The 23,938-nt window shown below is 60.4% G+C and carries 14 protein-coding genes and 1 pseudogene; 9 read left to right on the top strand and 6 right to left on the bottom strand.

Annotation, left to right across the window (positions count from 1 at the left end; genetic code table 11):
* The first annotated feature begins 316 nt into the window (after positions 1-316).
* The 6 genes and pseudogenes from NKF26_RS14365 (at position 317) to NKF26_RS14335 (ending at position 7,779) form a co-directional block, all read left to right on the top strand.
* On the top strand, positions 317-934 hold the full coding sequence (locus tag NKF26_RS14365; protein ID WP_253225768.1) for a class I SAM-dependent methyltransferase: 618 nt from the start codon (positions 317-319) through the stop codon (positions 932-934).
* Positions 935-1,359: 425 nt separating this feature from the next.
* The gene (locus NKF26_RS14360; RefSeq protein WP_253225767.1) at positions 1,360-1,563 is read left to right on the top strand and encodes a hypothetical protein; all 204 of its coding nucleotides are present in this window, start codon (positions 1,360-1,362) and stop codon (positions 1,561-1,563) included.
* A gap of 166 nt (positions 1,564-1,729) precedes the next feature.
* On the top strand, positions 1,730-3,046 hold the full coding sequence (locus tag NKF26_RS14355) for a sugar ABC transporter substrate-binding protein (protein WP_253225766.1): 1,317 nt from the start codon (positions 1,730-1,732) through the stop codon (positions 3,044-3,046).
* Positions 3,047-3,061: 15 nt separating this feature from the next.
* The gene (locus tag NKF26_RS14350; RefSeq protein ID WP_253225765.1) at positions 3,062-4,657 is read left to right on the top strand and encodes a sugar ABC transporter ATP-binding protein; all 1,596 of its coding nucleotides are present in this window, start codon (positions 3,062-3,064) and stop codon (positions 4,655-4,657) included.
* A pseudogene (locus tag NKF26_RS24410) lies at positions 4,654-5,645 on the top strand (ABC transporter permease). Before NKF26_RS14350 ends, NKF26_RS24410 begins: the two are co-directional and overlap by 4 nt.
* A 202-nt stretch (positions 5,646-5,847) precedes the next feature.
* A complete protein-coding gene (locus NKF26_RS14335; protein ID WP_253225763.1) occupies positions 5,848-7,779 on the top strand; it encodes a beta-L-arabinofuranosidase domain-containing protein in 1,932 nt (643 codons plus the stop codon).
* A gap of 71 nt (positions 7,780-7,850) precedes the next feature.
* Here NKF26_RS14335 and NKF26_RS14330 read toward each other — a convergent pair whose 3' ends face one another.
* The 6 genes from NKF26_RS14330 to NKF26_RS14305 form a co-directional block, all read right to left on the bottom strand.
* Positions 7,851-8,951 (bottom strand): ABC transporter ATP-binding protein, encoded by a 1,101-nt coding sequence (locus tag NKF26_RS14330; RefSeq protein WP_253225762.1) that lies wholly within the window; start codon positions 8,949-8,951, stop codon positions 7,851-7,853.
* A 1-nt stretch (position 8,952) separates the two neighbouring features.
* The gene (locus NKF26_RS14325; RefSeq protein WP_253225761.1) at positions 8,953-9,840 is read right to left on the bottom strand and encodes a carbohydrate ABC transporter permease; all 888 of its coding nucleotides are present in this window, start codon (positions 9,838-9,840) and stop codon (positions 8,953-8,955) included.
* Positions 9,837-10,751, bottom strand: a complete 915-nt coding sequence (locus NKF26_RS14320; protein WP_253225760.1) for an ABC transporter permease subunit — start codon at positions 10,749-10,751, stop codon at positions 9,837-9,839. The genes NKF26_RS14325 and NKF26_RS14320 overlap by 4 nt, the downstream gene beginning before the upstream one ends.
* Before the next feature lie 34 nt (positions 10,752-10,785).
* Positions 10,786-12,072, bottom strand: a complete 1,287-nt coding sequence (locus tag NKF26_RS14315) for an ABC transporter substrate-binding protein (RefSeq protein ID WP_253234492.1) — start codon at positions 12,070-12,072, stop codon at positions 10,786-10,788.
* A gap of 1,069 nt (positions 12,073-13,141) precedes the next feature.
* Complete coding sequence (locus NKF26_RS14310; RefSeq protein ID WP_253234491.1) at positions 13,142-17,356, bottom strand: PKD domain-containing protein; 4,215 nt, start codon at positions 17,354-17,356, stop codon at positions 13,142-13,144.
* Between the two features lie 126 nt (positions 17,357-17,482).
* A complete protein-coding gene (locus NKF26_RS14305) occupies positions 17,483-18,913 on the bottom strand; it encodes an arylsulfatase (protein ID WP_253234490.1) in 1,431 nt (476 codons plus the stop codon).
* Between the two features lie 146 nt (positions 18,914-19,059).
* On the opposite strand from NKF26_RS14305, the gene NKF26_RS14300 reads away from it, so the two are divergent.
* From NKF26_RS14300 to NKF26_RS14290, 3 genes are all read left to right on the top strand, one after another.
* On the top strand, positions 19,060-20,454 hold the full coding sequence (locus NKF26_RS14300; RefSeq protein ID WP_253234489.1) for a sulfatase: 1,395 nt from the start codon (positions 19,060-19,062) through the stop codon (positions 20,452-20,454).
* Positions 20,455-20,809: 355 nt separating this feature from the next.
* Positions 20,810-22,636 carry a hypothetical protein gene (locus tag NKF26_RS14295; RefSeq protein WP_253225755.1) on the top strand — a complete coding sequence of 609 codons (1,827 nt, stop codon included), beginning with the start codon at positions 20,810-20,812 and terminating at the stop codon, positions 22,634-22,636.
* Between the two features lie 157 nt (positions 22,637-22,793).
* Positions 22,794-23,930 (top strand): HEAT repeat domain-containing protein, encoded by a 1,137-nt coding sequence (locus NKF26_RS14290; protein ID WP_253234488.1) that lies wholly within the window; start codon positions 22,794-22,796, stop codon positions 23,928-23,930.
* The last annotated feature ends 8 nt before the right edge of the window (positions 23,931-23,938 follow it).

Raw genomic sequence — 23,938 nt, 5'->3', positions numbered from 1 at the left:
GGTGGCCACAGTAGCACGCGTTTGATCGTTTTCGTGCTGTGAGAGATTGTTCCCGTATTTCGGGATCAACTCTACGGGAGGGGTTGATACGGGAGGAGTTGACGATGGACGTCGGCGTCCTCCGTTACAGCGCTATGCTCGTAATGAAGACGGGAATACGAATCATACTCCGTGTCTCGACGGAGTGAATATGCATTACGTACGTCTGTTTCGTCCACGTCGGTGTCCGGTTCGGCACGGGAGGCGGTGTGAGGAGCGCCGACCGCTGGCGAACTCGTTGAGGGAAGTTTAACTTCCCGGCCTCGAAATAAAGCGTATGGAACCGGACGACAATCGCCGCGGTTGGGCCGAACGGTCGGGTGACTACTCGCCCGAATACTACGCGAAGATCGGGCCGAACGAGGTGAGCGAGACGCTCGCCACCGTACTCGACTACTACGCACACGAAGACGCCGCCATCCTCGAAGTCGGCTGTGGCTCCGGCCGTCACCTCGCCCATCTCCGCGACAACGGATTCAAAAACCTGTCCGGCATCGACATCAACGAAGACTCGTTCGACGTGATGGCAGAACGACATCCACGCCTCACCGCGACGGGGACGTTCCACACGGGTGCGATCGAGGACGTGATCCCCGAATTCCCCGACGACGAGTTCGACGTCGTCTACTCCGTCGAGACCTTACAGCACATCCACCCCGAGAATACGTGGGTGTTCGAGGAGTTGATCCGCGTCACGAGCGATCTGTTGATAACCGCCGAAAACGAGGGTAACAGCCCGCAGCGCGGTCGCGGCGACGAGAAAGTGAGTTACGTCAACGACGACTTCCCCCTCTACTTCCGGGATTGGAAACGGGTGTTCTCGGAGTTGGGCCTCGCCCAACTCGTCCGTGAGCCGACCAACCGCGATACCGTCCGAGTGTTTCGGATTCTGTGACGGGACCCCTCTCGGAGCGTCGTTTTCCCGCGGGAACCCTGGATTCCGATCGTCACGAGGGGAAGAGCGTGCCAGGGGACGTGAGAACTTCGGGGCCTCGAAACAGGCTCCTCGGAGAGCGATTCCGCGACGGAATTCCCTCACAGCTACTCTGGACGCCGAACACGATCAACGTCGACGTTCGACATCTGACATCCGGTAGTATCGGACAAACTGGCTTGGGAGGTTTTTTGCAATACGGTACCGGTTTCCGAGCGTTGATTACACGTATAGTTGCGTAACGATACGGGATACGTCCCGATCAACGGTATGGTATTATCGGACTACTCGCGACGATCTTTCGATTCGTTCCTCGAACCGACAGTACCCTATGAAGGGCTGAGACGGGAAATCGTCGTTATCGGACACCATGTAAGAATGCGACGATGGTTGCGATATCGTCGAACGATTCCGTCCGGACGGCGAACTTCCCTGGCTTCGCGGATCGGTACGGTCGAGGGATGACGTTTTGGCTGTACGGTGTCCTCCGTTCCGTCGCACTCGTCTTCGTCTACTTCTGCGTTTTCGAAGCCGATGGACGGTGGAAACGCCTATCGCGGCCGAAGTTCCGACCTCGAAGGACGAACTGACGCGGTTTTCCGACCGACACACCTGTTTTCCCGCCGGTCACCCTGTTCGGAAGCGGAGGACCATCCGTGTACGACGTCTTTCTAAGACGTATCGTTATCACGAAATTCCATTCATCGCACCGATAGAAATAAGATGGGTAGAAAACACGGTTAATTGTGTCAAACTATGTCCAACCATAGCAGGCGACAGTTCGTCAAAACCTCCGGCGCTCTCGGCAGTGCAGCGTTGGTCGGTCTTTCGGGTTGTAGCAGCAACTCGAGTGGAAGCGGGTCGAAAAACGGTAACGGCGGGAAGAAAACGCTCAAACCGTTCGGGATGGTGACGAACCTCCAAAACGATCAGTGGAAAGCATTCGCCTCCGGCGTACAGGAGGCGGCAAAAGCCCTCGGTGCGCCGACGTCCGACTACAAGCAGAACCAGGGTCAACAACAGCAGATGCTTACCCAACTTTCGACCGCATTCACCAAGGATTACAACGTCATCGGTGGAACGCCGTATCAGGCCTCCGGTGTTCCTACCGTCGTGCGCAAGTGCAAACAGAATGACGCCGGATTCGTCGACTACTGGAACATCGCGAAGTGGTACACGCCGATCGATGCCGGTGACAACTTCATCCAGTATCAGATCCCGGCCGTTGCGAAGACGGGTCAACTCACCGCCGAAATCCTCTTCGAGGCGATGGGAAAGAAGGGCAACTTCGTTCACATCACCGGTCCACACGGTGCGACCGGGCGTAACCGAAACATCGGAGTCGAGCGGGCGATGAAGAAGTATTCGAACGTCAACCGACTCGGCATGCTCCCCGGAAAATGGGACCGGCCATCGGGACGAAAGGTCATGTCGTCGTTCGTCTCCAAGTTCGGTGACAAGATCGACGGGGTCTACTGTCAGAACGATGCGATGGGACTCGGCGCATTCACCGTCCTCAAAAACAACGATTTGAGCGTCCCGCTGGTCGGCTACGACGGTCCGTCGGACGCCATCAGGAACATCAAACAAACCAGCCCGGACGGAGACGGTCCGAATTGGGTGGCGTCGTTTTCCGCCAAAACGTTCTGGCAGGGCGGCTACGCGGTCGTCGAAGGATTCGACTGGCTCAACGGCTGGAAGCCAAAGCCACCCGAGCGGATGATGTGGGGCGGCGGCGTCCTCGTCACGAAGAAGCCGAGTCGGTACGAGGGGAAGACGAAGACGAAGTTCGACGTCTCGTGGTCGAAACCCGATCCCTATCTCGATGTCGCGTACTCGGACGAGAAATCGCCGTACGATTGGAAGAAGATGTCCCGACATCACAATCCGGATAGCTGGGATCCACAGAACAGGCTCATTCCAATCCGAAAGGACGAACTCGATCAGCTCAACTGGACCGAATCCAACAAGCCGAACGGCTATTCGCTCCCCGACGTTTACGACGACGGGAGCAAGTTCGACGAGGTCGAAAAGACGTACCGGAAACATCACGAGACGGACCCCTACCAGTAGTCCATTACCTGATCAATGAGCAAAACAGAAATCAGTACGACCCCCGTTCCGCAGGACACCGATACACCACTCCTGCACGTCGACGATCTCACGAAACGGTTCAAGAACACGACGGCACTGGACCACGTCACGTTCGAGGTTCGAAAGAACGAGGTCGTCGGACTCGTCGGCGAGAACGGGGCCGGGAAGAGTACGCTGCTGAACGTCCTTTCCGGGATTTACTCGGCCGACGAGGGTCGTATCGTCCTCGACGGCGAGACGGTGGCGTTCGGGAGTCCGACCGAGGCGGCCAGACACGGCATCTCCATCGTCCAGCAAGAACAGAGCATCGTCCCGAACCTCACCGGCTATGAGAACCTGTTTCTCGGACGCCTCGGTCGCTACACGACCGGTCCGAAACTGAATCGGGACGCGCTCCGCGAACGTGCGAACACGGTCATCGACGACCTCGGTATCGACCTCGATCTCGGATCGCCCGTTCGGACGTACCGGTTCAACGAACGGCAGATGTTGGAAATCGCTCGGGCGTTCAACAGTGCCCGGGACGCCGACCACCCCATCCTGTTCCTCGACGAACCGACGGCCGCCCTCGAACAGTCCGGGCGTGACGTCCTCTTCGACCGTATCGACGACTTGCGCGACCGCGCTTCCTTCGTCTTCGTCTCCCACGAACTCGACGAAGTACTGGAGGTCAGCGACCGAATCTACGTGCTGAAGGACGGTGCTGTCGTCGACGAGATGTCGGCCGACGACGCGACCGAGTCGCTCCTTCAACAGACGATGGTCGGCCGGAGTACGTCCGATGAGTACTACCGAACCAACGAACAGGAGTCGATCGACGCCGACGCGCCGACCGTCCTCTCCGTGGAGGATCTCACGGTAGAAGACCGTATTCACGACGTTTCGATGGATCTCAGAGAAGGGGAGATATTCGGTATCGTCGGCGTCGAGGGGAGCGGGAAACAGGATCTCGGGCGGGCGCTTACGGGAGCCACGGACGTCGATTCGGGGACGATTCGGTTCGATGGCGACCCCGTTCGGTCGGGGTCGGTTCCGGCGTTCGTGGACGCGGGGATCGGTTACATCCCGAAGGAACGAAAGAGCGATGGAATCCTCCTTTATCAGAGTCTTCGTGAGAACGTTTCCCTTCCCTCCATCGACACGGAGAAGCTTCGACGCGGCCTCCCCATCGTCGGACGGTTCCTCCCGATAATCGACTTCGAGTCGGAACGATCGATCGCCGAGGATGCCGTCGAGGACCTGGCCATCAAGACGCCGGGAATCGAGGCGCTCGCTCACACCCTCAGCGGTGGAAACCAGCAGAAGGTCGTCATCGCGAAGTGGCTCCAACGTAACGTCGACGTGCTGGTCGTGGACAACGTGACGCGCGGTATCGACGTCGGAGCGAAAGAGGAAGTGTATCGCGTCATTCGTCAGCTAGCCGCGAACGGTGTTTCTATCGTCCTCATCGGCGACGAACTACCGGAAGTGATCGGCATGTCGAATCGTATCGGAGTCATGAGACACGGTAACCTGGAGACCGTCGTCTCCGCACCAGTAGCAGAGAAACCCGAGGAAGAAGACCTCATCCAGGAGATGTTACAACTATGAGTAGCGAACAATCCGAACGAACGATCGTCGGCGAACTGTACGAGAAGCGCTCGATCCAGGACTGGATTCGAGACGCCGGTCCGGTGGCGATGCTCGTCATCCTGCTGGCCCTGTTCACCGCGCTCTCGCCGGTGTTCCTGACGTTCAACAACCTCGTGAACAGCATTCTGATGAACTCCACCATCCTGTTGTTGGTGGCGCTCGCCGGGACGTTTCCCATTCTCCAACAGAGCATCGATCTCTCCGTCGCCGCGAACCTCGGTCTCTCCGGCGTCCTGACCGCCATGGCGATCAATCAATTCGGTTTCGTCGGCATCTTCGTCGGCCCGTTCGTGGGGCTAGCCGCCGGATTGGTGAACGGTGTCGTCTTCGCCAAAGGGAAGATACCCTCGTTCCTGGTGACGCTCGGAACGCAGTCCGTCCTCATGGGCGGGGCACTGTTGCTCACGAACGGGAGTTCCCAACCGTATCGTAATCCGGCGGTTCAACAACTGGCCATCGGAAACGTCGTCCCTCGGATACCCAACCTCGTCGTGTTGGGGCTGGTGTTCTACGTCATCACGGTGTTCGTCGCCTTCTTCACGCCGTTCGGGCGCTACTGCTATGCCCTCGGTGAAAGCGAGAAAGTGACCGAACTCTCCGGCGTCCCGGTCGACCGGTACAAATCGGTGTCTTCGTCGTCTCCGGCTTGCTCTGTGGTATCGCCGGTGCGCTCCTCACCGCACGCATCTCGTCGGCCGCCGCCGGAATGGGTCAAGGACTCCTTCTGCAGAGCATCGCTGGCGTCGTCATGGGCGGTACCGCTCTGACGGGTGGCGTCGGCGGTCCGCATCGAACGCTCATCGGCGTCCTCGTCATCGGGGTTCTGGCAAACGGTATGAACCTCATCGGTATCGGGTCGTTCGTCCAGCAGATCATCCTCGGTATCGTCGTGGTCCTGGCCGTCGCCATGTCCATGGACCGCGAGAAGATCGACATCGTCAAGTGAAGACTGGTCCCGTTTCATCGTTTGTGTTTGACGAACGGATCGGCAACGACGGGGCGGTTCGGCTACGCACACGGCGTCCACCGCGTCGTCGTGGGGGTCAGTTCTCCCGCTGGTGATTAACGACCGATCGCGTCAAGTCGAACTACTCGCCGATAAGTGGGACTTTCGATAAATTTAATATTGATCCATGCTATCGCAAACCGTGCCACTGAAACCTCCGGAACATCGGCTCACACCGGTATCGCTCACCAACGTCAGTATTCACGACGAATTCTGGAATCATCGTCTCGAAACCAACCGCGAGGTCACTCTCGAACACCAGTACGAACAACTCGAAACCAGCGGGTGTCTCGGCAACTTCCGACGGGCCTCGGGACGGGAGAAGGGCGGATTCGAGGGAATCTGGTTCATCGACTCGGACGCCTACAAGTGGCTGGAAGCGGCCTCCTATGCGCTGGCGACGGACCCCGATCCGACGCTGAAATCGCGTGTGGACGAGGTGGTGGACCTCCTCGCCGACGCACAGGAGGCGGACGGTTACCTGAACACCTACTTCATTCTCAAGGAACCCGACGCGAAGTGGACGAACCTCCACATGATGCACGAGTTGTACTGCGCGGGGCATCTCATCGAGGCGGCCGTCGCGCACCACCGTGCGACGGACGAATCGGGGTTACTGACCGTCGCACGGAATCTCGCGGATCACATCGACGACGTGTTCGGGACCGAAGCGGGTGCCCTGGACGGTGTTCCGGGCCACGAGGAGATCGAACTCGCGCTGGTCGATCTGTACCGTGTGACCGACGAGTCGCGGTATCTCGACCTCGCCGAATACTTCATCGATCGTCGCGGACGCGAGGACTCCCGACTGGAGTGGGAGTTCGACCACCTGGACGAAATCGCGGGCGACGAGTCGGAGGCACACCGAAACCTCTTCCTCGATGACGGCGAGTACGATGGAAGCTACGCACAGGCACACCTCCCCTTCCGTGAACAGACGACCGTCGAGGGACACGCCGTCAGGGCGATGTACTTTTTCAGCGGCGTCGCCGACGTCGTCGCGGAAACCGGCGACGAGGAACTGTACGGGACGCTGGAAACGCTTTGGGAGAACATGACGAAAAAGCGGATGTACCTCACCGGCGGTATCGGTCCCGAAGCGAGACACGAGGGGTTCACCGAGGATTATGACCTGCGGAACCGGACGGCGTACGCCGAAACATGCGCCGCCATCGGGAGCATCTTCTGGAACCATCGGATGTTCCAGTTGACTGGCGAGGCCCGCTTTTACGACGTCCTCGAACGCGCGCTGTACAACGGCTTTTTGGCGGGTGTTTCCCTGTCCGGTACGGAGTTCTTCTACGAGAATCCGCTCGAAAGCCGGGGGGATCACCACCGGAAAGGCTGGTTTACCTGTGCCTGCTGTCCGCCCAACGCCGCACGCCTGTTCACCGACCTCGGCGAGTACATCTATGCGCAGGGTCCCGAAGACGAGGTGTACGTGAACCTCTACGTCGGCAGCGAAGCGTCGGTGTCGGTGGACGGAGCGCCCCTGACGCTCTCCCAGCGCACCGAGTACCCGTGGGACGATTCCGTGACACTCTCCGTATCCGCCGACGAAGCCGTTGAGACGACCCTGCATCTCCGCGTCCCGGAGTGGTGTACGAACGCAGGTGTCACGGTCAACGGTGAAGCGACCAAAGTCGGTACTGACGATGGATACGTCGCCGTCGAACGTACCTGGAGCGACGGCGACGAGGTGACGCTCACGTTCGACCAACCGATCGTGCGCATGGAATCCCATCCGAACGTCTCCGACGACGCCGGACGACTGGCTTTCCAGCGCGGTCCCATCGTCTACTGTGTCGAGGACGTCGACATCGACCGGTCGGTCTTCCACCTTCGAATCCCCGAGGACGGTTCGGTTGTGGCCACCTACGAAGCGGACCTCCTGGATGGTGTCGTCGCCCTCGACGGTGACGCACGGGTGGTGACCACCGACGGGTGGGAAGACACGCTCTACCGCGAACACACCGGCGATGATCTCGCCGACGTCGAATTCAGAGCGGTCCCGTACTACTCGTGGGACAATCGTGATCCGGGGGCCATGCTCGTCTGGCTTCCGACGACGTAAATCGGTGAGACACCGCTTTACTCCTTCTTCCGTTCATCGACGTCGAAGGGGTCAACCGATATCGGGCGCACCTACTGGATTCCTTCCGTCGGTGCTTCGGTGTACAGTTTTGGATTGTACGCCGCACTCCCGTCGGTGTCGAAGACGTGTAGCTGTTTTCCGTCTAGCGAGACGCCGACGGTTCGACCGGGACTCAACTGCTGGGACCGCGGTACCTGGGTGACGAACTCCCCGTCGACTCCGTCGATATCCAGGTAGACGATGTTGAACGCACCGACCTGCTCGAACACCTGAACGGTGGCGTCTACGTGACCGGTTCCGATGTCGACGAGTCGGACGTCTTCGGGGCGTATGCCGAGGGTGGCGATACTCGCACCCTCGTCCATCTCGTCGGGTGCTTCGAGCGTGAACGTCGCGGTCGAGAGGAGACCGTTCGAGTGATTGCAGGGAAGAAGGTTCATCGACGGACTACCGATGAAATTCCCCACGAACTCGTTGCGTGGACGGGTGTAGGCCTCCGCGGGCGAGGATATCTGCTGCAGTTCTCCGTCGTTGAGGATGGCGATACGATCGGACATCGTCATGGCTTCTTCCTGGTCGTGCGTGACGTATACCGTCGTGGTGTCGAGTCGCTGGTGGAGCTCCTGAAGCTCCGTCCGCATCTGAACGCGCAGTTTCGCGTCGAGGTTCGCGAGCGGTTCGTCGAGCAGAAAGATGTCCGGATCGCGGACGATACTTCGACCGAGCGCGACGCGCTGTTGTTGTCCGCCCGACAGCGACGAGGGTTTCTTTTCGAGTTGCTCCTCGATTCCCAGCATCTCGGCGGTATCTTCGACCTTGCGTCGAATCTCGTCCGAGGAAAGTCCGGCGTCTTCGAGCGCGAAGGTCATGTTCCGCCGTACCGTCATGTGAGGGTACAACGCGTAGTCTTGGAACACGAATGCGATGTCGCGCTCCTGTGGCGTCTGTTCGGTTACGTCCTCGCCGCCGAACAGTATCCGTCCGCTCGTGGGACGTTCGAGACCGGCGATACATCGTAGCGTCGTCGTCTTCCCGCACCCACTCGGGCCGACGAGCGTGACGAACTCTCCATCTTCGACTGTGAACGAAACGTCGTCAACGGCGACCATGTCGCCGAACTGTTTCGTGAGGTTTCGAATTTCGACTTTCATATCATTGCATCTCCAATCCTGCGATTCCTTGAATGAACTGCTCCGAGAAGAACGCGAAAACGAGGATGACCGGAATCGTCGAGAGCGTGCTCATCGCGAACAGTTGGTTGTACACGACCGATCCGTGATTGCCCTGGAACGTCTGTAGCCCGACGCTGATGGTGTACAGCGATTTCCCTTGCAGGAAGGTGAGGGCAAAGAGGAACTCGTTCCACGTGAACACGAACAGGAACACACCCGTCGTGGCGAGGCCAGGCTTTGCGAGGGGAAGGATGACTCGAAGGAATATCTTCCACTCGCTGATGCCACCGATGCGTGCGGCGTCTTCGAGGTTCTTCGGAAGGTTCGTGAAGAAACTGTGCAACAGGAACACCGAGAACCCGAGGAAGAACGTGGCGTAGGCGAGCATCAGTCCGATTCGCGTGTTCACGAGGTGAAGCTTGACGAACAGTACGTACAGGGGTATGAGCAGAATCTGTGCCGGGACCATCAGGATGCCGAGGAACATCACGTACAACGGTTTCGCCCCCGGAAAGTCCTTGCGAGCGAGCGAATACGCCGCTGGAATCGCGATGGCGAGCGTCAGGATGGTCGTTCCGGCGCTGATTATCGCGGTGTTGAAGAGCCACGTTCCCCACATACCCTGTTGAAGCGCTTCGACGTACGGCGCGATGGTAAAGTGGATTGGAACGATGCTCGGAGGGAACCGTCCCACCTCCTTGGCCGGTTTCAACGACGTTGCGACCATCCAGTAGAGCGGAACGAGAATCGCCACCGAACCGGCTGCGAGGACGACGAACGTCGCGACACGCCGCCGGATAGGGGCACCGACGTGTTCCGCACTCGTGCTTTCGACGTCCTCCTCGATGAGACGGTCGATGACGCTCATATCTCCGTCCCTCCCGATAGTCGGATGACGATCATCGAAAGAACGAGCGCGATCGCGAACAGGACGAACCCGAAGGCCGCTCCCTTTCCGAACTGGAAGTAGCTGAACGCGATCTTGTAGAAGTACGTCGAGAGGATTTCGCTCGCGTGTGACGGGCCGCCCCCAGTCATCACGTACACCTGTCCGAACGCTTTCACCGAGTCGACGATACCGATGACGAGCGTGACGAGGACGGCGGGCTTGAGCAGGGGAAGCGTGATGTGTCGGAACATCTTCCACCGCGATTTGCCCATGATCATCGCCGCTTCGTACACGTCGTCCGGAATGGCTTGTAACCCGGCCAGTAGAATGACCATGTAGTAGCCGGTGCGTTTCCAGATCACCATGAACATCACGCTCGGAAGCGCGAACGTCGAGGAGTTCAGAAACCGCACTGGCTGTGCCACGATGCCGGTCGAGACCAGAATCCCGTTGACCAGACCGCTCGACCCGAGTAGCCAACCGAAGGTCATCCCGGCGACGACGATAGGGATGACGACCGGCAAGAACAACACCAATCGGAACAATCCGCTGTACTCGATCCCGGTATCGATGAGCATGGCGAAAAAGAGGCCGAGAACGAGCGGTATCAGTACCATTCCAACGCTGAAGACCAGGGTGTTGACCGCCGACTTCCAGAACAGCGGATCGGACAGCACCGCGGAGTAGTTCTGCAATCCCACCCACGTGTGCGCACCACCGAGGATTCTGACGTGCTGGAAGCTCAAGATGAACGTCTCGGCCAACGGATAGATGAGAAAGACGATGTACAACACCAGTGCTGGCAGTAAGTACACGTAGGGTCGCCAGTCGATCGTGGCGACACGACGACCGAACGATACCGAGCGATCGCTTTCCTCGCGTAGGCTCACCGTGTGAACACCTCCTGCCGAAGACTGATTCGGGTCATTGGGACGATTGAAGCACCTTCGTTATCGAGTCGGCCGCCTGCGACAGCGCCTTCTCGGGGGATTGTTTGCCCTGCAGAGCACGGACGAGCGCGTCGTTGAGCGGCTGTTGCATCTGAATCAGCTTCGGATGCATCGGCGGCGCGTGACCGTTCTCCAGGGCTTTCTTGTACGGTTCGTACAGGGATTTGTGCTGTGTGATGTACTCGCCGTCGAACCCCGACTTCAGTGACGGGAGATAGCCGGTCGAACTGGCCATCGTGTTCATGCCGTCTTCGCTGTGGATCCAGTCGACGAATTTCTCGGAGGCGTCGAACGCCCCCTGGTTCTGTTTGGTCTGTTTCGTGATGACGACGCAGTCTCCTCCGAGGAAACTCGAATGTTGCCCGCCCTCGGGCTTCGGAAACATCGCCGTTCCCATATTCTTGTACACGTCGGGGGACTGATCTTTGATTTCCCCGACGCCAGCACCCGAGAACGCCATCGACGCCTTGCCGCTCTCGAAGGGCGGATAGGTGAAGTGTTCGTTCTGAGTCTGGTCGGTCGTGTAGCCCTTGTCCTGCAGCTTTTTGAAGAACTTCAGCGCGTCTACGGCGGGTTGTTGGTCGATGAGGCTCTTGCTCATCTCATCGTTGAACAGCTTTCCGCCACCGGCCCAGACGAACGGCATGAAAAAGAATATCTCGAGACCCAGCATGCCGAGCGTGTTCGAGAGTGGCGTGTAGCCTGCCGCTTTGAGCTTTTTACAGGCGTTGAGGAACTCATCCCACGTTTCCGGGGGCTTTTCGGGGTCGAGTCCGGCCTTCTTGTAATGTTGCTTGTTGTACAGGTAGAGACTGCAGTCGATCCAGTACGGCATCGCATACACCTTGTCGTTCCAGCGGATGAAATCGCGGGTCAACGGCTGGAATATCTCGTCGGTGTAACTCTTCTTGTTGTAGTACGACGTGAGGTCTGCGAGTGCCCCGAGTTGGACGAACCGCGGGAGATAGACGACGTCGAGTCCGATGACTTGCGGCGCATTACCGGCCGTGATCTGGGCGATCAACGACCGATATTTCGACTTCTCGGGTTTGATACTGGGGTTGACGTGGACCTTGCTTTGAGAACTGTTGTACGCCTTCGCCATCGAGGTGAAGGGGTCCTCGCGGTCACGGTACGTGATGGTTTGCTTACCACCACCCTCGTTATTCCCGGAACTTCCGTTCGAACTACAGCCTGCTAACCCGGCGATACTCGCTGTACCGACGGTCTTGATAATCTGCCTGCGATTTACACCAGGCATGGTAATTGATAGCATCAACCCCTACATAAAAATTCCCATCAATTATAAAACACAACGGCCAATTCCCAATAGATATATCGTGTATTAAAATTGTTATATATCTCTGTGACGTGTGATTTGCTGGCGGACTTGACGGTTTATCGAATCGTCTATGCTGTTTCCTTACCGAGTAAGATCACCACCATTGAGGGATTGAGCGAGCCGTTTTTTGATCTTGAAGGGTACGACCGTCGACGTGGGTGTACGATCAGTGGCCGTTAGATGCTCGTCCGAGCACTTCAGTGCCATCATATTTCCGATTATATCGAAGACAAAGTATGAACAGAAGTCGTCTTTGGAAACGGTATCAGCCATATAACACTATTCGCCCCTGTTCCGATTGGTGTTCTCGCTTCGAACTATCACGCAGTCATACGATAGGGTGGTCACCGTCTCTCCACAGCCAAAGTCCGCGGACGGGTAGAAAAAATACGTTCTTTGATGAGTATCCACACGTAAGCAGTACGCTGGTTTCCCTTTCCGCCTCGATACGATACTACCAGATACGTACCCTCCTCACTCCGGTTGGAATCCGACACGAGTGCCGATCGAATTCAATTATCAGGGGAAAAGACCCAAAGAACAAAACAAGATCAACATCTCTACAGTATCACGGGAGGTATTTTGCATTCGGGTGGGGGAGTACTCTCCGACGATATCGGAGCAGACTCCATCAGTACGAATATCCGAGCGCGTCGTTCGACCGTAAGCCCCGTTACGCAGAGCCGTCTCTCACCCGCTCACGCTGCAGAAAAAACGTCTATCCTCCGCTGAACACCTCTCTCGACTACCCGACTACCGAGTCAAAGCGTGCTTCGATCGATTTCTCCCCGTCCGCTAGGTGCTGCCTTTCTCTCGGTCACGTTCGGCGGTCTCCGTTCCGTATTACCAAACACCGACCGTACGTCCCTGTGGAAGGTGAATCCGAGCGTCATGCGCGGTTCCGTTCGGTGATCCGGACCGTCGTTCGGGACTCGAAGACGACCGTCTCCGACTTCGGTATCCGCACCGTCGTCCCGGATCACATCGCTCATCCGACCGTGATAGTCACCTCGTCGGTCGTCGAGTGGCCGGTGTTGTCGGTGGCGGTCAGCACCACGGTGTGTTCGCCCGTCCCGCCGTACTGATGTTCCGTCCACCATCCCGTCGCCGACGTTCCGTCGCCGAAGTCCCACTCCAGCGACTCGATCCAACGGTCGTTACTCGTCGTGTCCTTGGCGAAGAACTCGACGTCTTCACCGGTCGACGGTTCGGTCGTACTCGGCTGAATCCGTGCGATCGGTTCGCTGAGGTCGGAGACGGAAATCGTGATCTCGTCGGTAGTCGTCCGTCCGTCGTTGGCCGTCGCGGTCAGTTCGACGGTGTATTCGCCGCGGTCATCGTACCGATGGTCGTTCCACCACCCCGTCGCCGACGTTCCGTCGCCGAAGTCCCACTCCAGCGACTCGACCCAACGGTCGTTGCCCGTCGTATCGTCGGCGTCGAATTCGAGACGTTCGCCGACCGTTGCAGTCGTGGAACTGGGATCGATGCTGGCGAACAGCAGTTTCCACGTGTTACTGAGCGGGATGTAGAACTCGTCGCCCTCGGAGAGGTAGTATTCGTATCCCCCATCGTCGAGTTGGTCGGGATTCGTGAACGACTCTATCGTCGTCCGCTCGCCGACATCGACGGTCGTGTGGTTTCCTGACTTCGAGGTCCCGTGAACAGGGTAGACGCCGTTGACTAACCCGTCCGTTTGGACGTATATCTGACCGCCTTGCGCCCGGTCGATGTCGCTGACGTGTTCGTCGACGGTGACGTCGAGTTCGTTCTGGATCGTCATTTCGCGGGTGAAGTCCTCGACGGTCCCGGTGAACTGGCCGTGGGACGCGTCGATGAGCGGTAAGTTCGCTCCCATCGGGGTGAGCGACCGTCCGTCGTTGAGGTACGCGTGGACGGGTTCCCCGTCCCGCTCGCTGTAGACGGCGAAGAACCCCTCGAACGAGAACACGTCTCCGACGTCGTACGTTCGGTCGGAGTCGCCTCCGTAGGCGACGTAGTCCGTTCGCCCGTTCGTCAGTTCGACCTTGACCGCGCGGGCGGCGGCACCGTCGCCATCCGTGGTTATCGGAACCGCTTCCGTCGACTCGATGAATCGATCGCTCATGTACGGTTCGACCACGGACGTGAACGTGCTCTCGATGTCGGTTCCGGTACGTCGAGCGATGACGTACTTGATGGTGTCCGGTTGGTTGTCCGTATCCGGCGGGTGGCCGTCCATGACGGCGATTTCGTCGTGGTCACCGAGCATCGTCAACCGGAGGTGGATGTCGGCGTCGTCGTCCCGGGTTCCCCAGTAGTCCTCGATATCCCAGTCGATGCTGGCGTGAGTCGACGGGTCGTCGTCGCGAGCGACGTTGTCGAGGTAGTTGAACCCGTTGCCAACCTCCTGGTTGTACTGGGAGTCGGGATTCGCCACGTTCTCGGGCTTCGGAACGTCGGGTCCGGCGTACGTGCCGCCGTCCTGTTCCACGAGGTTCAACCCGCCCGTGGCCACGTCACCGACCCAGCCGTGGAAACTGAAGCGGTGGTCGTCGCCGCCGTCGATGTGGAAGAAGTCGACGCCGTAGGAGTTCACGTCGTCGACGTGGATCATCGCGGTGGTGCGGCGATAGTCGTCCGTTTGGGGATACACCTGCGGCGCGGCCACCTCCGACAACTGAACCATGTCGGTGTCGTCGAAGTGCTTCGGGACGGCGACGCGCTGTCCCTCCTGCCGACGTTCGTCCACCATGACCGTGTTGTGGGCGATGGTGTTCTTGTGCCAGTAGCGCCGCCGCGGCCAGCTCCCCGTGAGGGTCGGGTAGCCGTTGTCGGGTGCGAGGTCGAGTTCGTACGCCATCACGCCGAGGTTCAGCGTGTCGCGGTGGGTGTGATTGCCGTAGTCCCCTGTTCGGCCGTAGTACGTCCAAATACCGCGTTTGGCGTTGCCCTTCTCGACCGCGTTCTGTCGCCGGTACCAGTCGTCGCGGTCATAGGTTTCGAACTGGATGATACCCATCTTGTAGTTCGACGCGTCGTCGTTCTTGCCGACGTTCCGGAAGGTGATTTCGTGCGTTCCCTCGGAGAGTTCGGCGCTACCGTCCAGCGCGACGAAGTCACCCTTCGCACCGGTCGTCTCGTCGTAGAAGTCGTAGGTATCGACCACCGTTCCGTCGATTTCGATGTCGTAAATCCCGTAGACGGACGATTCGAACGGGCGAAGGGTGAAATGATACGTGCCCGCGTCGGTTATCTCGAACGCGAACGTGATGTGCTGACCGGGCTCGTTCGCTTCCAGTTGGAGGGTGTTTTCCCCGAACGCGTCCTTGGATTCGAGTGAGAGCGCATCGACCTCGGACGGCCGCCAGACGCCGGTCGAACGCTCGATGACCTCCAGCGAGAGGAAGCGATACTTCGTCCCGCCGTCGTTCAGGGCCTTGTAATTCTTCCCGTCGCGCAGTGCCGTAAACCCGTAGGACGGCTGAATGGTGCTTCCCAGGTCCAGCGGCCCGTCCGCCGCGATGATCGCTTCGACGTCCTCGCGAAGTTGCGTGGGATCCTCGGAGAAGATGTCGCCGCGAAGCCCTTCCGTCGAGAAGCCGTTGATGAAGTGAAGCGTCTGTCCGAAGATGTCCTCGCCGTACACCTCGAAGGCGTTTCGTTTCGAGTTCTCGTCCAGGTACAACCGGTTCGGATGCGCGTCCCCGATCAGCGGCGTGTGTTTATCCAGCATGATGAGCGGGATGTGCGTGTGCATGATACGGTGGAATTTGACGTGCTCGTAGAGGTCCGCCCCGTCGAACCCGTCGTAGCCACGCAGGAGGTCGCCGATGTCGAGCACCGCCGCTTGCGCGATGGGATTGTACAGCGGGGACGATTCGTCGAAATAGCCGTCGCGCCCCTCCGTGTCGACGAGTTTTGCCATGACGTTCCCGCCCGTCGTCGCCCACTTCTCCGGCTCCTTGTACCAGACGTCGCCCGTGAATATCTCCCGACCGGGTTGGAACACCCAGTGGAGCGCATCCCGCGTGTAGCCGTTCGGCTCGTCGAGTATCCGCGCCGAGATGGTGACCGCGGGCAACTGTCCACGGGCGGGGGCGAGTTGGGATTGCTTTGCGGCCGGAAGGATCTCCCTGAGCAGGCCGTCCTCGATGTTCTTCCGGATTTTCCCGACGCTGTCCTTCGTCTCCAGTCCTGGAAACTCCTCGACTTTCCCCTGGAGGAAGTCCACCAACTGTTGGTCTCCCTCCATGCCCGGGAAGATGGCGTCGTACGCCCGCATCACGGGGCGGATGAGATTGGGTTCCCAGTGGGAACCGATTATCTTCCCGGTCTGGCGGCCGCCGGTGTTGTTGTGGTAGTGACCGCCCGCTCGCGGGTCACAGTACGCCGAGACGTCCATGTCCGGGTACACGTCCGCGATGCGGTCGAGCAGGATCGCACAGGGACGCGAGTACTTCTGGTCGCCCGTGAGGAGGAACGCGTCGGTGAATGCTCGCATCATGCGAACGACGCCGCCGGGTCGCCAGACGCCCCAGTGGTTGTAGTACGCGACGAAGTCCCACCACGCACCCTCTCCCTCGCCGAGGTCGTCGTTCGTGTCCTGCCACCCGTATCCGTCGTCGACGCCCCAGCCTTCGCCCATCTCGGGGTGTTCCTCGTTGACGAGGTACTGATCGTCGGCCAGTTCCGGATCGAACATCCCCTTGTCGTCCAGGCCGCTCCGGCGATACGACGCGAAGTCGTTCGTCGGGAACACGTACTCGCCGTCGGTTATCTTCCACGGGTCGTCGTACTGGTCCCAACTGTCGTAGAACGGGTTGTCCCAGTGGTAGTCCGGACTGAGAAACGAGGACCGCGGCACCGTCTGTGCCGGGATGAAGTGCCACAATTCGTCGAGCGTATCGAACCTGTCGAGAAACTCGTCGGCGGTCACAACGGCATCGTCACGCTGGGATTTCGCCCAATCGTACTGCTGAATGTTCTCCCTCGCGTTCTGTCGATCTTCGGTCGTCCAGATAGTGGGGCGCGTCTTCGCGTTGGACGCGTCGGTGCTCGATGCGGCGGCCCCCGTCCCAAGCGCGGAGAGCACGGCACTCGCACTCGCGACCTTGAGGAAGTCCCGTCGTTCCAGTTCGAAGGATGTCGATACGCCGTCAGCTATGCTCTCGGGTGACCAGCGCTGCCGCTGGTCGTCCGAGAGATCGTGTTCTCTCTCCATTGCGTGTTATTATCTAACGTAATAGATGATAAATATTTCGACGATCCATGTTGTGAATAGTTGTGAGAGAGGATTACAGCGCCGAAATCGACGAATTGAGTCAACAGCTACACCGTTCGTCGACAGCTATACCGGCGGCCGGTCGACCGCCCGTGGAGTCAATTGCTCGCCGTCGGTGTAGTCGAACGGATGGTCCTCCAACTGCTCGATGAGACGGTTACGAAGCGACGAGAGCGTTCCTTCGTACGCCGGGTTGGTCGATTCGTCCGAGATTTCGTCGGGGTCCTCCGCCAGGTCGAACAGCAACTCCTCCCCCGTCACGGAGTTCCAGATATATTTGTGCTCGTCGGTGACCACGTACTGCATCGCGTTCTCGTCGTGGTATATCGGGCCGTGTTCGCCGTGATAGCACTCGCGCCACTCCGAACTCCCCTCGATGAGTGGGAGGAGACTCCGCCCTTCGACCGTCTCCGGAATCGGTGCACCCGCGAGGTCGAGAACGGTCGGCATGATGTCTTCGAGGCCGACGGGGTCATCGATTCGCTCGTCCGTCGGCGGTTCCATCCCCTCCGGAAACCGAACGAGCAGCGGCACCCGAGCGGACCCCTCGTAGGCGTACGTCTTCCGCCAGAGCAGGTGGTCGCCCAGCATCTCCCCGTGGTCGGCGGTGAAGACGACGACCGTGTTATCCAACTCCCCGGTCGTCCGTAGTTTGCCGAGCAGTCGGTTGATCTGGTGGTCGATGTGGGTGATGGAAGCGTAGTATCCGGCGCGCGCCCGGTGAATCGTGGTCGGTGACAGGTCGGCACACCACGCGTCGGTCGCCGGAACGTCGGGGACGTGTTGGCGGTACGTTTCCTCCGCCCAGTCGCCCACGGCGGGTGCCGGAATCTCCCGGTCGATGTACTGGTCCCAGTACGTCTGTGGCGGGTCGAACGGTTGGTGCGGTCGGACGTACGAGACGGCGTGGAAGAACGGTCGCGTCGGGTCGCGTTTCTCGAAGAATTCGAGCGCGCGGTTCGTCGTCCAGTTCGTCGGGTGGAGGTGCTCCGGGAGATGTGACGGGCGGGGGTCCCACGAATTTCTCCCGCACCCGTGGGAAATTTCATCGAAGTCGCCGTCGCTCCGCTCGGCAAGCCACTCCGAATAGTCGTCGTCCAACCCGTTGAGCCCCGCGTGGAGGACGATATGCTCGAACCCGAAATGATTGCGAGGGGGGAGCGAATGGGTCTTTCCCGTCAGTCGGGTCTGATACCCGGCTTTCGAGAGTTCTCCGGGGAGCGTGTGCGGGAACGACCACTCGGCGGTCGTCCAGTTCGTACACCCGTTCGTCGCGGGCGTCTGTCCGGTCCAGAGACACCGGCGAGCGGGTATCGAGGAGGGGGCGGGCGTGTATGCGCGGGAGAAGAGCGCCCCTCGCTCGACGAACCGGTTAAGGTTCGGCGTGTGTACGAGCGGAAAGCCGTCTTCGTCGCGCGGACAGTTCGGATCGATTCCGAGCGCATCGCCTCGGTGTTGATCCGTCATGATGAACAGAACGTTCGGCCGGTCGGGCATGTGAGAAGTTTCACACGGAGTGGGGATATAATTTCCTCCCGTATTCCCTGCTATTTTGTATTCGGATGTGCGTGCAACGGGCCGACGCGGACCGCCGTCGAATCGGGGAAAAGTATAGTTGCACGACCTGCGAACGGTCGAACGAAATGGTACGAATCCTGTATCTGGACGTCGATTCGCTCCGCGCCGACCACGTCGGTGCCTACGGCCAGTCCGCGCCGACGACGCCGAACATCGACGCGCTCGCCGCAGATTCGGTTCGCTTCGATGCCGCCTACGTCGCGAACTCGCCCTGTATGCCGTCCCGCGCCGCGCTGATGACCGGCCGATACGGTATCCACAACGGCGTGGAGACGCACGGGAGACACTCCCAGCAGGTACACAATCCGCGACACTGGACCGACTGGGCGGGGAGTTGGGCCGAGAGCACCGAAAACGAACACGACTGGTGGCACCTGCCGGAACTGTTCTTTCAAAATCGGATCATCACGGGAGGGATATCGTCGTTCCCGAGACACCCCGCGCCGTGGTTTTACCACGTGTGGCACGAGTTTCGACAGCCACAGGAACCGGACGGGGAGGGTGAGTATTTCCAGACGCCGCGTGCGGAGACGGTTGCGGACGAAGCCATCGATTTTATCGACAACCTCGACGCCGAGGAGTTCTTCCTCTACGCGCAGTTCTGGGACCCGCACGGCCCGTACAACCGGTCGGAATCGGAGATAGAGGAGTTCCGTGGGTGTTCACTGCCGCCGTACCCGACCGCGGAGCAGATAGCCGAGCACCGAACGTGGGACGCGTGGCGGTCGGCTCCACACATGGAGGTCGAAAGCAGGGACGACCTCGCCGAAGAACTCGCTCAATACCGCGCCGAAATCCGCTACGCGGACCGACACATCGGTCGCATCATCGAGCATCTCAAAGCCGAGGGGTTGTACGACGAGACGCTCATCGTGTTAACGGCCGATCACGGCGAGGAGTTCGGGGAACACGGGCTGTACCGCGAACATTGGAGTACTCACGACGGGACCCAACGCGTCCCGCTCCTCGTCAAACCGCCCGCCTCGTCCGCCGCGGAACCCGGCGCGAGGGAGCAGTTGGTGACCAACGTCGATATGGCACCGACGCTCGCGGCGTTTGCAGGTATCGAACCGCCGTCCCGGTGGCAGGGCGAATCGCTCGTTCCGCTCCTTCGGGACCCGGACGCCGATTGGCGGTCGCACGTCGTCTTCGACCACGGACTGTACACCGCACAGCGGACGATTCGAACCGAACGGTGGAAGCTCATCAGGACGTATCATCCGGGGATGTGGGGCGAGTCCGTCCCCGACTACCAACTGTACGACATGGTCGCGGACCCGTGGGAGCAGGACGACCGGGCGAAGGACCGTCCGGAACTCGTCTCCGACCTCGACCGACGACGGCTGTCGTGGGCGGACCGACACCTCGGTTCGAGGGAGGATCCACTCCACGTCATCGCCCGCGACGGTCCCGCCGGTTTCAACGCGTACCGAGGCTCCTTTTCCGGGAAAACCACGTGACAACGTAACCGCCGTTTGGCCTTTCCAAACGCGCGGACGGACGAACTCCTTCGGACGGTCGTTCCATCCCTGTTGGCTCAATCACGATTACAGTCATAGTGATGTAATAGATTTCGCAGTACTCGCGGACGGTTTACCCAAATTTCCGACGGCTGTTTGGGAGGGGGAAACGGCTTCAGCACGGCTCAAACCGCTCGATGTGGTGACGCTTCGGACCGACGGACACCGTGAGTCGGCCGATATCGACGAGGATCTACGTTTGGTATTAGTAAACAACTCGGACGTCGCTCGCGCGGTTGTTTCCCAGCTAACGGACACCGAGGTTTATTAGCGGTAACCGACAACCATGGAACGAATGGTCGTCAGCAAACGGGAGTACCAAGCCGTTATCGAGTCAGGGCTGGCCACCCTCCGTCGGCCGGAACTGTCCGAGTACTGGGACGGCGAGTACCGGGACGACGAATGGGGTGGTCGTCACCGAATCGTTCAGGACTTCGCGCTCATCTACGCCGTCCTCTACGAACTGACCGGGACGGAGGAGTACCGCGACAGAGCAGCGGAGCATCTGCTCGATTTCGGACAGGGGGACCACTTCGCGTCCATCCTCTGCGGGACGGCGTACGAACTGCTCGCCGACGAACTGTCGCCGGACGAGCGCGCGACGTTCGGTGCCGAATGGGCCGCGGAAGCCGAGGATTCGCTGGACCGATACGTCGGCGACCGCGAGGAAATCGAATCGTGGGACCAAGTGAGCAACCACGCCATCGGTGCCTGTTTCTACGCGGATTACGCGTGTCACCTCTTTCCGGAGGAGGGCGCGAAACACGACTACGGGAGACGGACGGACGCCGTGTGGGACGCGTGGTGGGACCGTCGGGAGTTCCACGAACAGGCGTCGAACTACGAGGGGTTCGCCGAGACCTTCCTTTCGGCGTGGGCGGACATCAGGGGACGGACGGACGCGTTCTACGGAACCCCCAGCGTGGTCAACATGCTGGAACGAAACCTGAAGGTGATCACGCCCGGCGGCATCGTGACCCCGTACGGCGACACGGGGTATCACCAACATCAGTGCAAATGGATCGCGCTCTTCGAACGGGTCGCGCGCGACCGTTCCGACGGTCGCTTTCAGGACGCCGCGGCGGACGTCTTCTCGTACTTTCGGACCCACGTCTTCGAGCGATTTCTCGACACGGTCGGGGACCTACCGGCGGAGGAGTCGGTTTACAACGGCCGACTCATCTTCAAGAATCACCTGCACGAACTGGCATGGCTGAGCCTCGCGGCGCTGTGGCACGATTCGACCGTCGATTCGCGGGGCCGCCCCGAACCGGCGGGTCGCATTCGGCGGCTTCCCTACGGCTACGTCCTGAACGACGCGGATACGCGGTTGCTCCCCGACCGTCGAATGGTGGACGGACAGGTCGCGCTCACCGGGGGAGAGCCAGGCTCGGACGAACACACCTACCTCCTGCTTTCGGTCGGCCCGGAACTCGTCCACGACCACGCGGACGCGAGCGCCATCCAGGTCCTCAGCCGTGATTCCTCCGTCCTCCTCGGCACGAACGGCTACCTCCAACGCGAACTGTTGTACCACAACGCGTTCTACGTTCAACCGAGCGACTGGGGCCGGTATCCGGAGGACGACCCGGAGCGAATACTCTCCGGCGACGGAAACTGTCGTGGCTCCATCGAGGAACTCCGGACGGGCGGGGAGACGGCTCACTGTCGGGTGACGTTCGAGCGGTTCCACGGGATGCCCGTCCGGGTGACCCGTGAACTGCTGCTCGACGACGCCGGGGAGGTGACGCTCGTCGACAGGGTCCGAGCGCGCGAGGACGGCTACTGCGGCGGACCGCTGTTCCACGCCGAGACCATCGACGAACTGTCGGACGGCACCTACCGCCTCCGAACGAACCAACTCCGCTCGCTCGGCAACGTCGTGAGTCATAACCCACCGGGGGAGCTAGCGGTCGACGTTTCGGCCACGAACTGCTCGACGACGGTCGTCCAACCGTCGTACCCGCCGGTCTACGAGGAGAGTTACAACGACTTCCCGACGACCGAATACAAACGGATTTGGAAGCGGAGCTACGCCGCACGCAACTGCCTCGCCCCGCGATGCGAGTTCGAGGCGGGCGAGGAAACCGTCTTCGTGACACGCCTCCGTCCGACCTCGTGACCGACACCGTCGTGAAATCGGTGGAGCCACGAAACCGACGCGGTCGTTACGACCAACCGAACTCTCGGTGCTGGACATCGCGAAGTTGGACATTTCGAACGACCGTCGGCGGGCGGGATACAGTTAAGTGGCGACGACGTTTGGGATAGATCATTGAATGACCTCTTCGGAAAAACCCGACTGGGCCCGCGCGGATTCGCTCCTCGAAACCACGAGGAGCGACCCTCACGCGGTCTCGGTAGCGGAGTTAGTCGAAGTCATGGTTCGTGGCACTCCGGAGGCACGGACGGTCGCCGCCGAAGCGTACGCGGTCGTGGTCGCGGCCCGTCCGACCGTCGCCGCGTCGGTCGCCTCGGAACTTCGTGACTCCATCGCCGACGGGGATGAGGACGTCCGCGCTGGGGCGGCACGAACCGTCGCTCACCTCGCCGACGACGACCCGGAACCGTTCCGGGAGACGGTCGAACCGTTGCTCCCGATGCTCGAATCACCGGTGGAGTTGGGGCGCGAGCAGGCGGTGTTCGCCGTTCTCGCGCTCTCACGGCGATTTCCAATCGATGTCGAACCCGGATTTTCGGCGTTGCTTCGCCTCCTCGAAGCGGAAACGGAACCCGTCGAACGGGAACCGCACATCCCCGGACGGGAACCGAACCCCTCCGGACGGGAGTTCGGCCACGCGAGGGCGGAGAACGACGTCGTCAGGTTCGCCGCAGCACGGACGCTACGCAACGTGGCGACGGAGCGACCGGAAACGGCGGTGGAGGCGGTCGCCCACTTCGGGCCGTTGCTGGACGACCGAAACGCCGACGTACGGGCGACGGCGTGCGAGGTGTTCGCCGTCGTCGCCGAGGAGCGGACTCCCGCCGTCCGTCCGCAGTTGGGAAAACTGGTCGAACTGCTCGTCAGCGACCCGGAACACCCAGTTCCGTGGAAGGCCGCGTCGGCGCTCGCCGAACTCACCGACGAGTATCCGGAAGCGTTCGCGGACGCCGTCGTTGGCGACGCGGACGAACTCGCGCTCTTCCTCGACGACCCCGACCCGGATGTTCGCGGACTGGGCGTCGCGTTCCTCTCGTATCTCGCGGAGTATCACCCTGAGGCGGTCGAACGAGCGAGCGGACCCCTCCGGACGCTCCTCACCGACGAGAACCCGCTCATCCGCGCGAACGCGGTTCGGACGCTTCGAACCGCGAACGCGGTTTCCCCCGCCGACCTCCGCGAAGTGGCGGAGAACGACCCCGACCCGGACGTGCGGGACGTCGCTGCGACGGCAGTCAGGCGACTTCGTCGCTGAAGGGAGGA

The organism is Haladaptatus sp. AB618 (assembly GCF_024136965.1).
Lineage (GTDB): Archaea > Halobacteriota > Halobacteria > Halobacteriales > Haladaptataceae > Haladaptatus.
The sequence above is the reverse complement of the archived record's forward strand: the minus strand, read 5'-3'. Positions and strand labels throughout refer to the sequence as shown.

Coding starts and splice junctions, on each gene's coding strand:
- NKF26_RS14290 (WP_253234488.1), top strand. CDS start 22,794: ATGACCTCTTCGGAAAAACCCGACTGGGCCCGCGCGGATTCGCTCCTC.
- NKF26_RS14325 (WP_253225761.1), bottom strand. CDS start 9,840: ATGAGCGTCATCGACCGTCTCATCGAGGAGGACGTCGAAAGCACGAGT.
- NKF26_RS14360 (WP_253225767.1), top strand. CDS start 1,360: ATGGTTGCGATATCGTCGAACGATTCCGTCCGGACGGCGAACTTCCCT.
- NKF26_RS14295 (WP_253225755.1), top strand. CDS start 20,810: ATGGTCGTCAGCAAACGGGAGTACCAAGCCGTTATCGAGTCAGGGCTG.
- NKF26_RS14355 (WP_253225766.1), top strand. CDS start 1,730: ATGTCCAACCATAGCAGGCGACAGTTCGTCAAAACCTCCGGCGCTCTC.
- NKF26_RS14350 (WP_253225765.1), top strand. CDS start 3,062: ATGAGCAAAACAGAAATCAGTACGACCCCCGTTCCGCAGGACACCGAT.
- NKF26_RS14305 (WP_253234490.1), bottom strand. CDS start 18,913: ATGCCCGACCGGCCGAACGTTCTGTTCATCATGACGGATCAACACCGA.
- NKF26_RS14310 (WP_253234491.1), bottom strand. CDS start 17,356: ATGGAGAGAGAACACGATCTCTCGGACGACCAGCGGCAGCGCTGGTCA.
- NKF26_RS14315 (WP_253234492.1), bottom strand. CDS start 12,072: ATGCCTGGTGTAAATCGCAGGCAGATTATCAAGACCGTCGGTACAGCG.
- NKF26_RS14330 (WP_253225762.1), bottom strand. CDS start 8,951: ATGAAAGTCGAAATTCGAAACCTCACGAAACAGTTCGGCGACATGGTC.
- NKF26_RS14365 (WP_253225768.1), top strand. CDS start 317: ATGGAACCGGACGACAATCGCCGCGGTTGGGCCGAACGGTCGGGTGAC.
- NKF26_RS14300 (WP_253234489.1), top strand. CDS start 19,060: ATGGTACGAATCCTGTATCTGGACGTCGATTCGCTCCGCGCCGACCAC.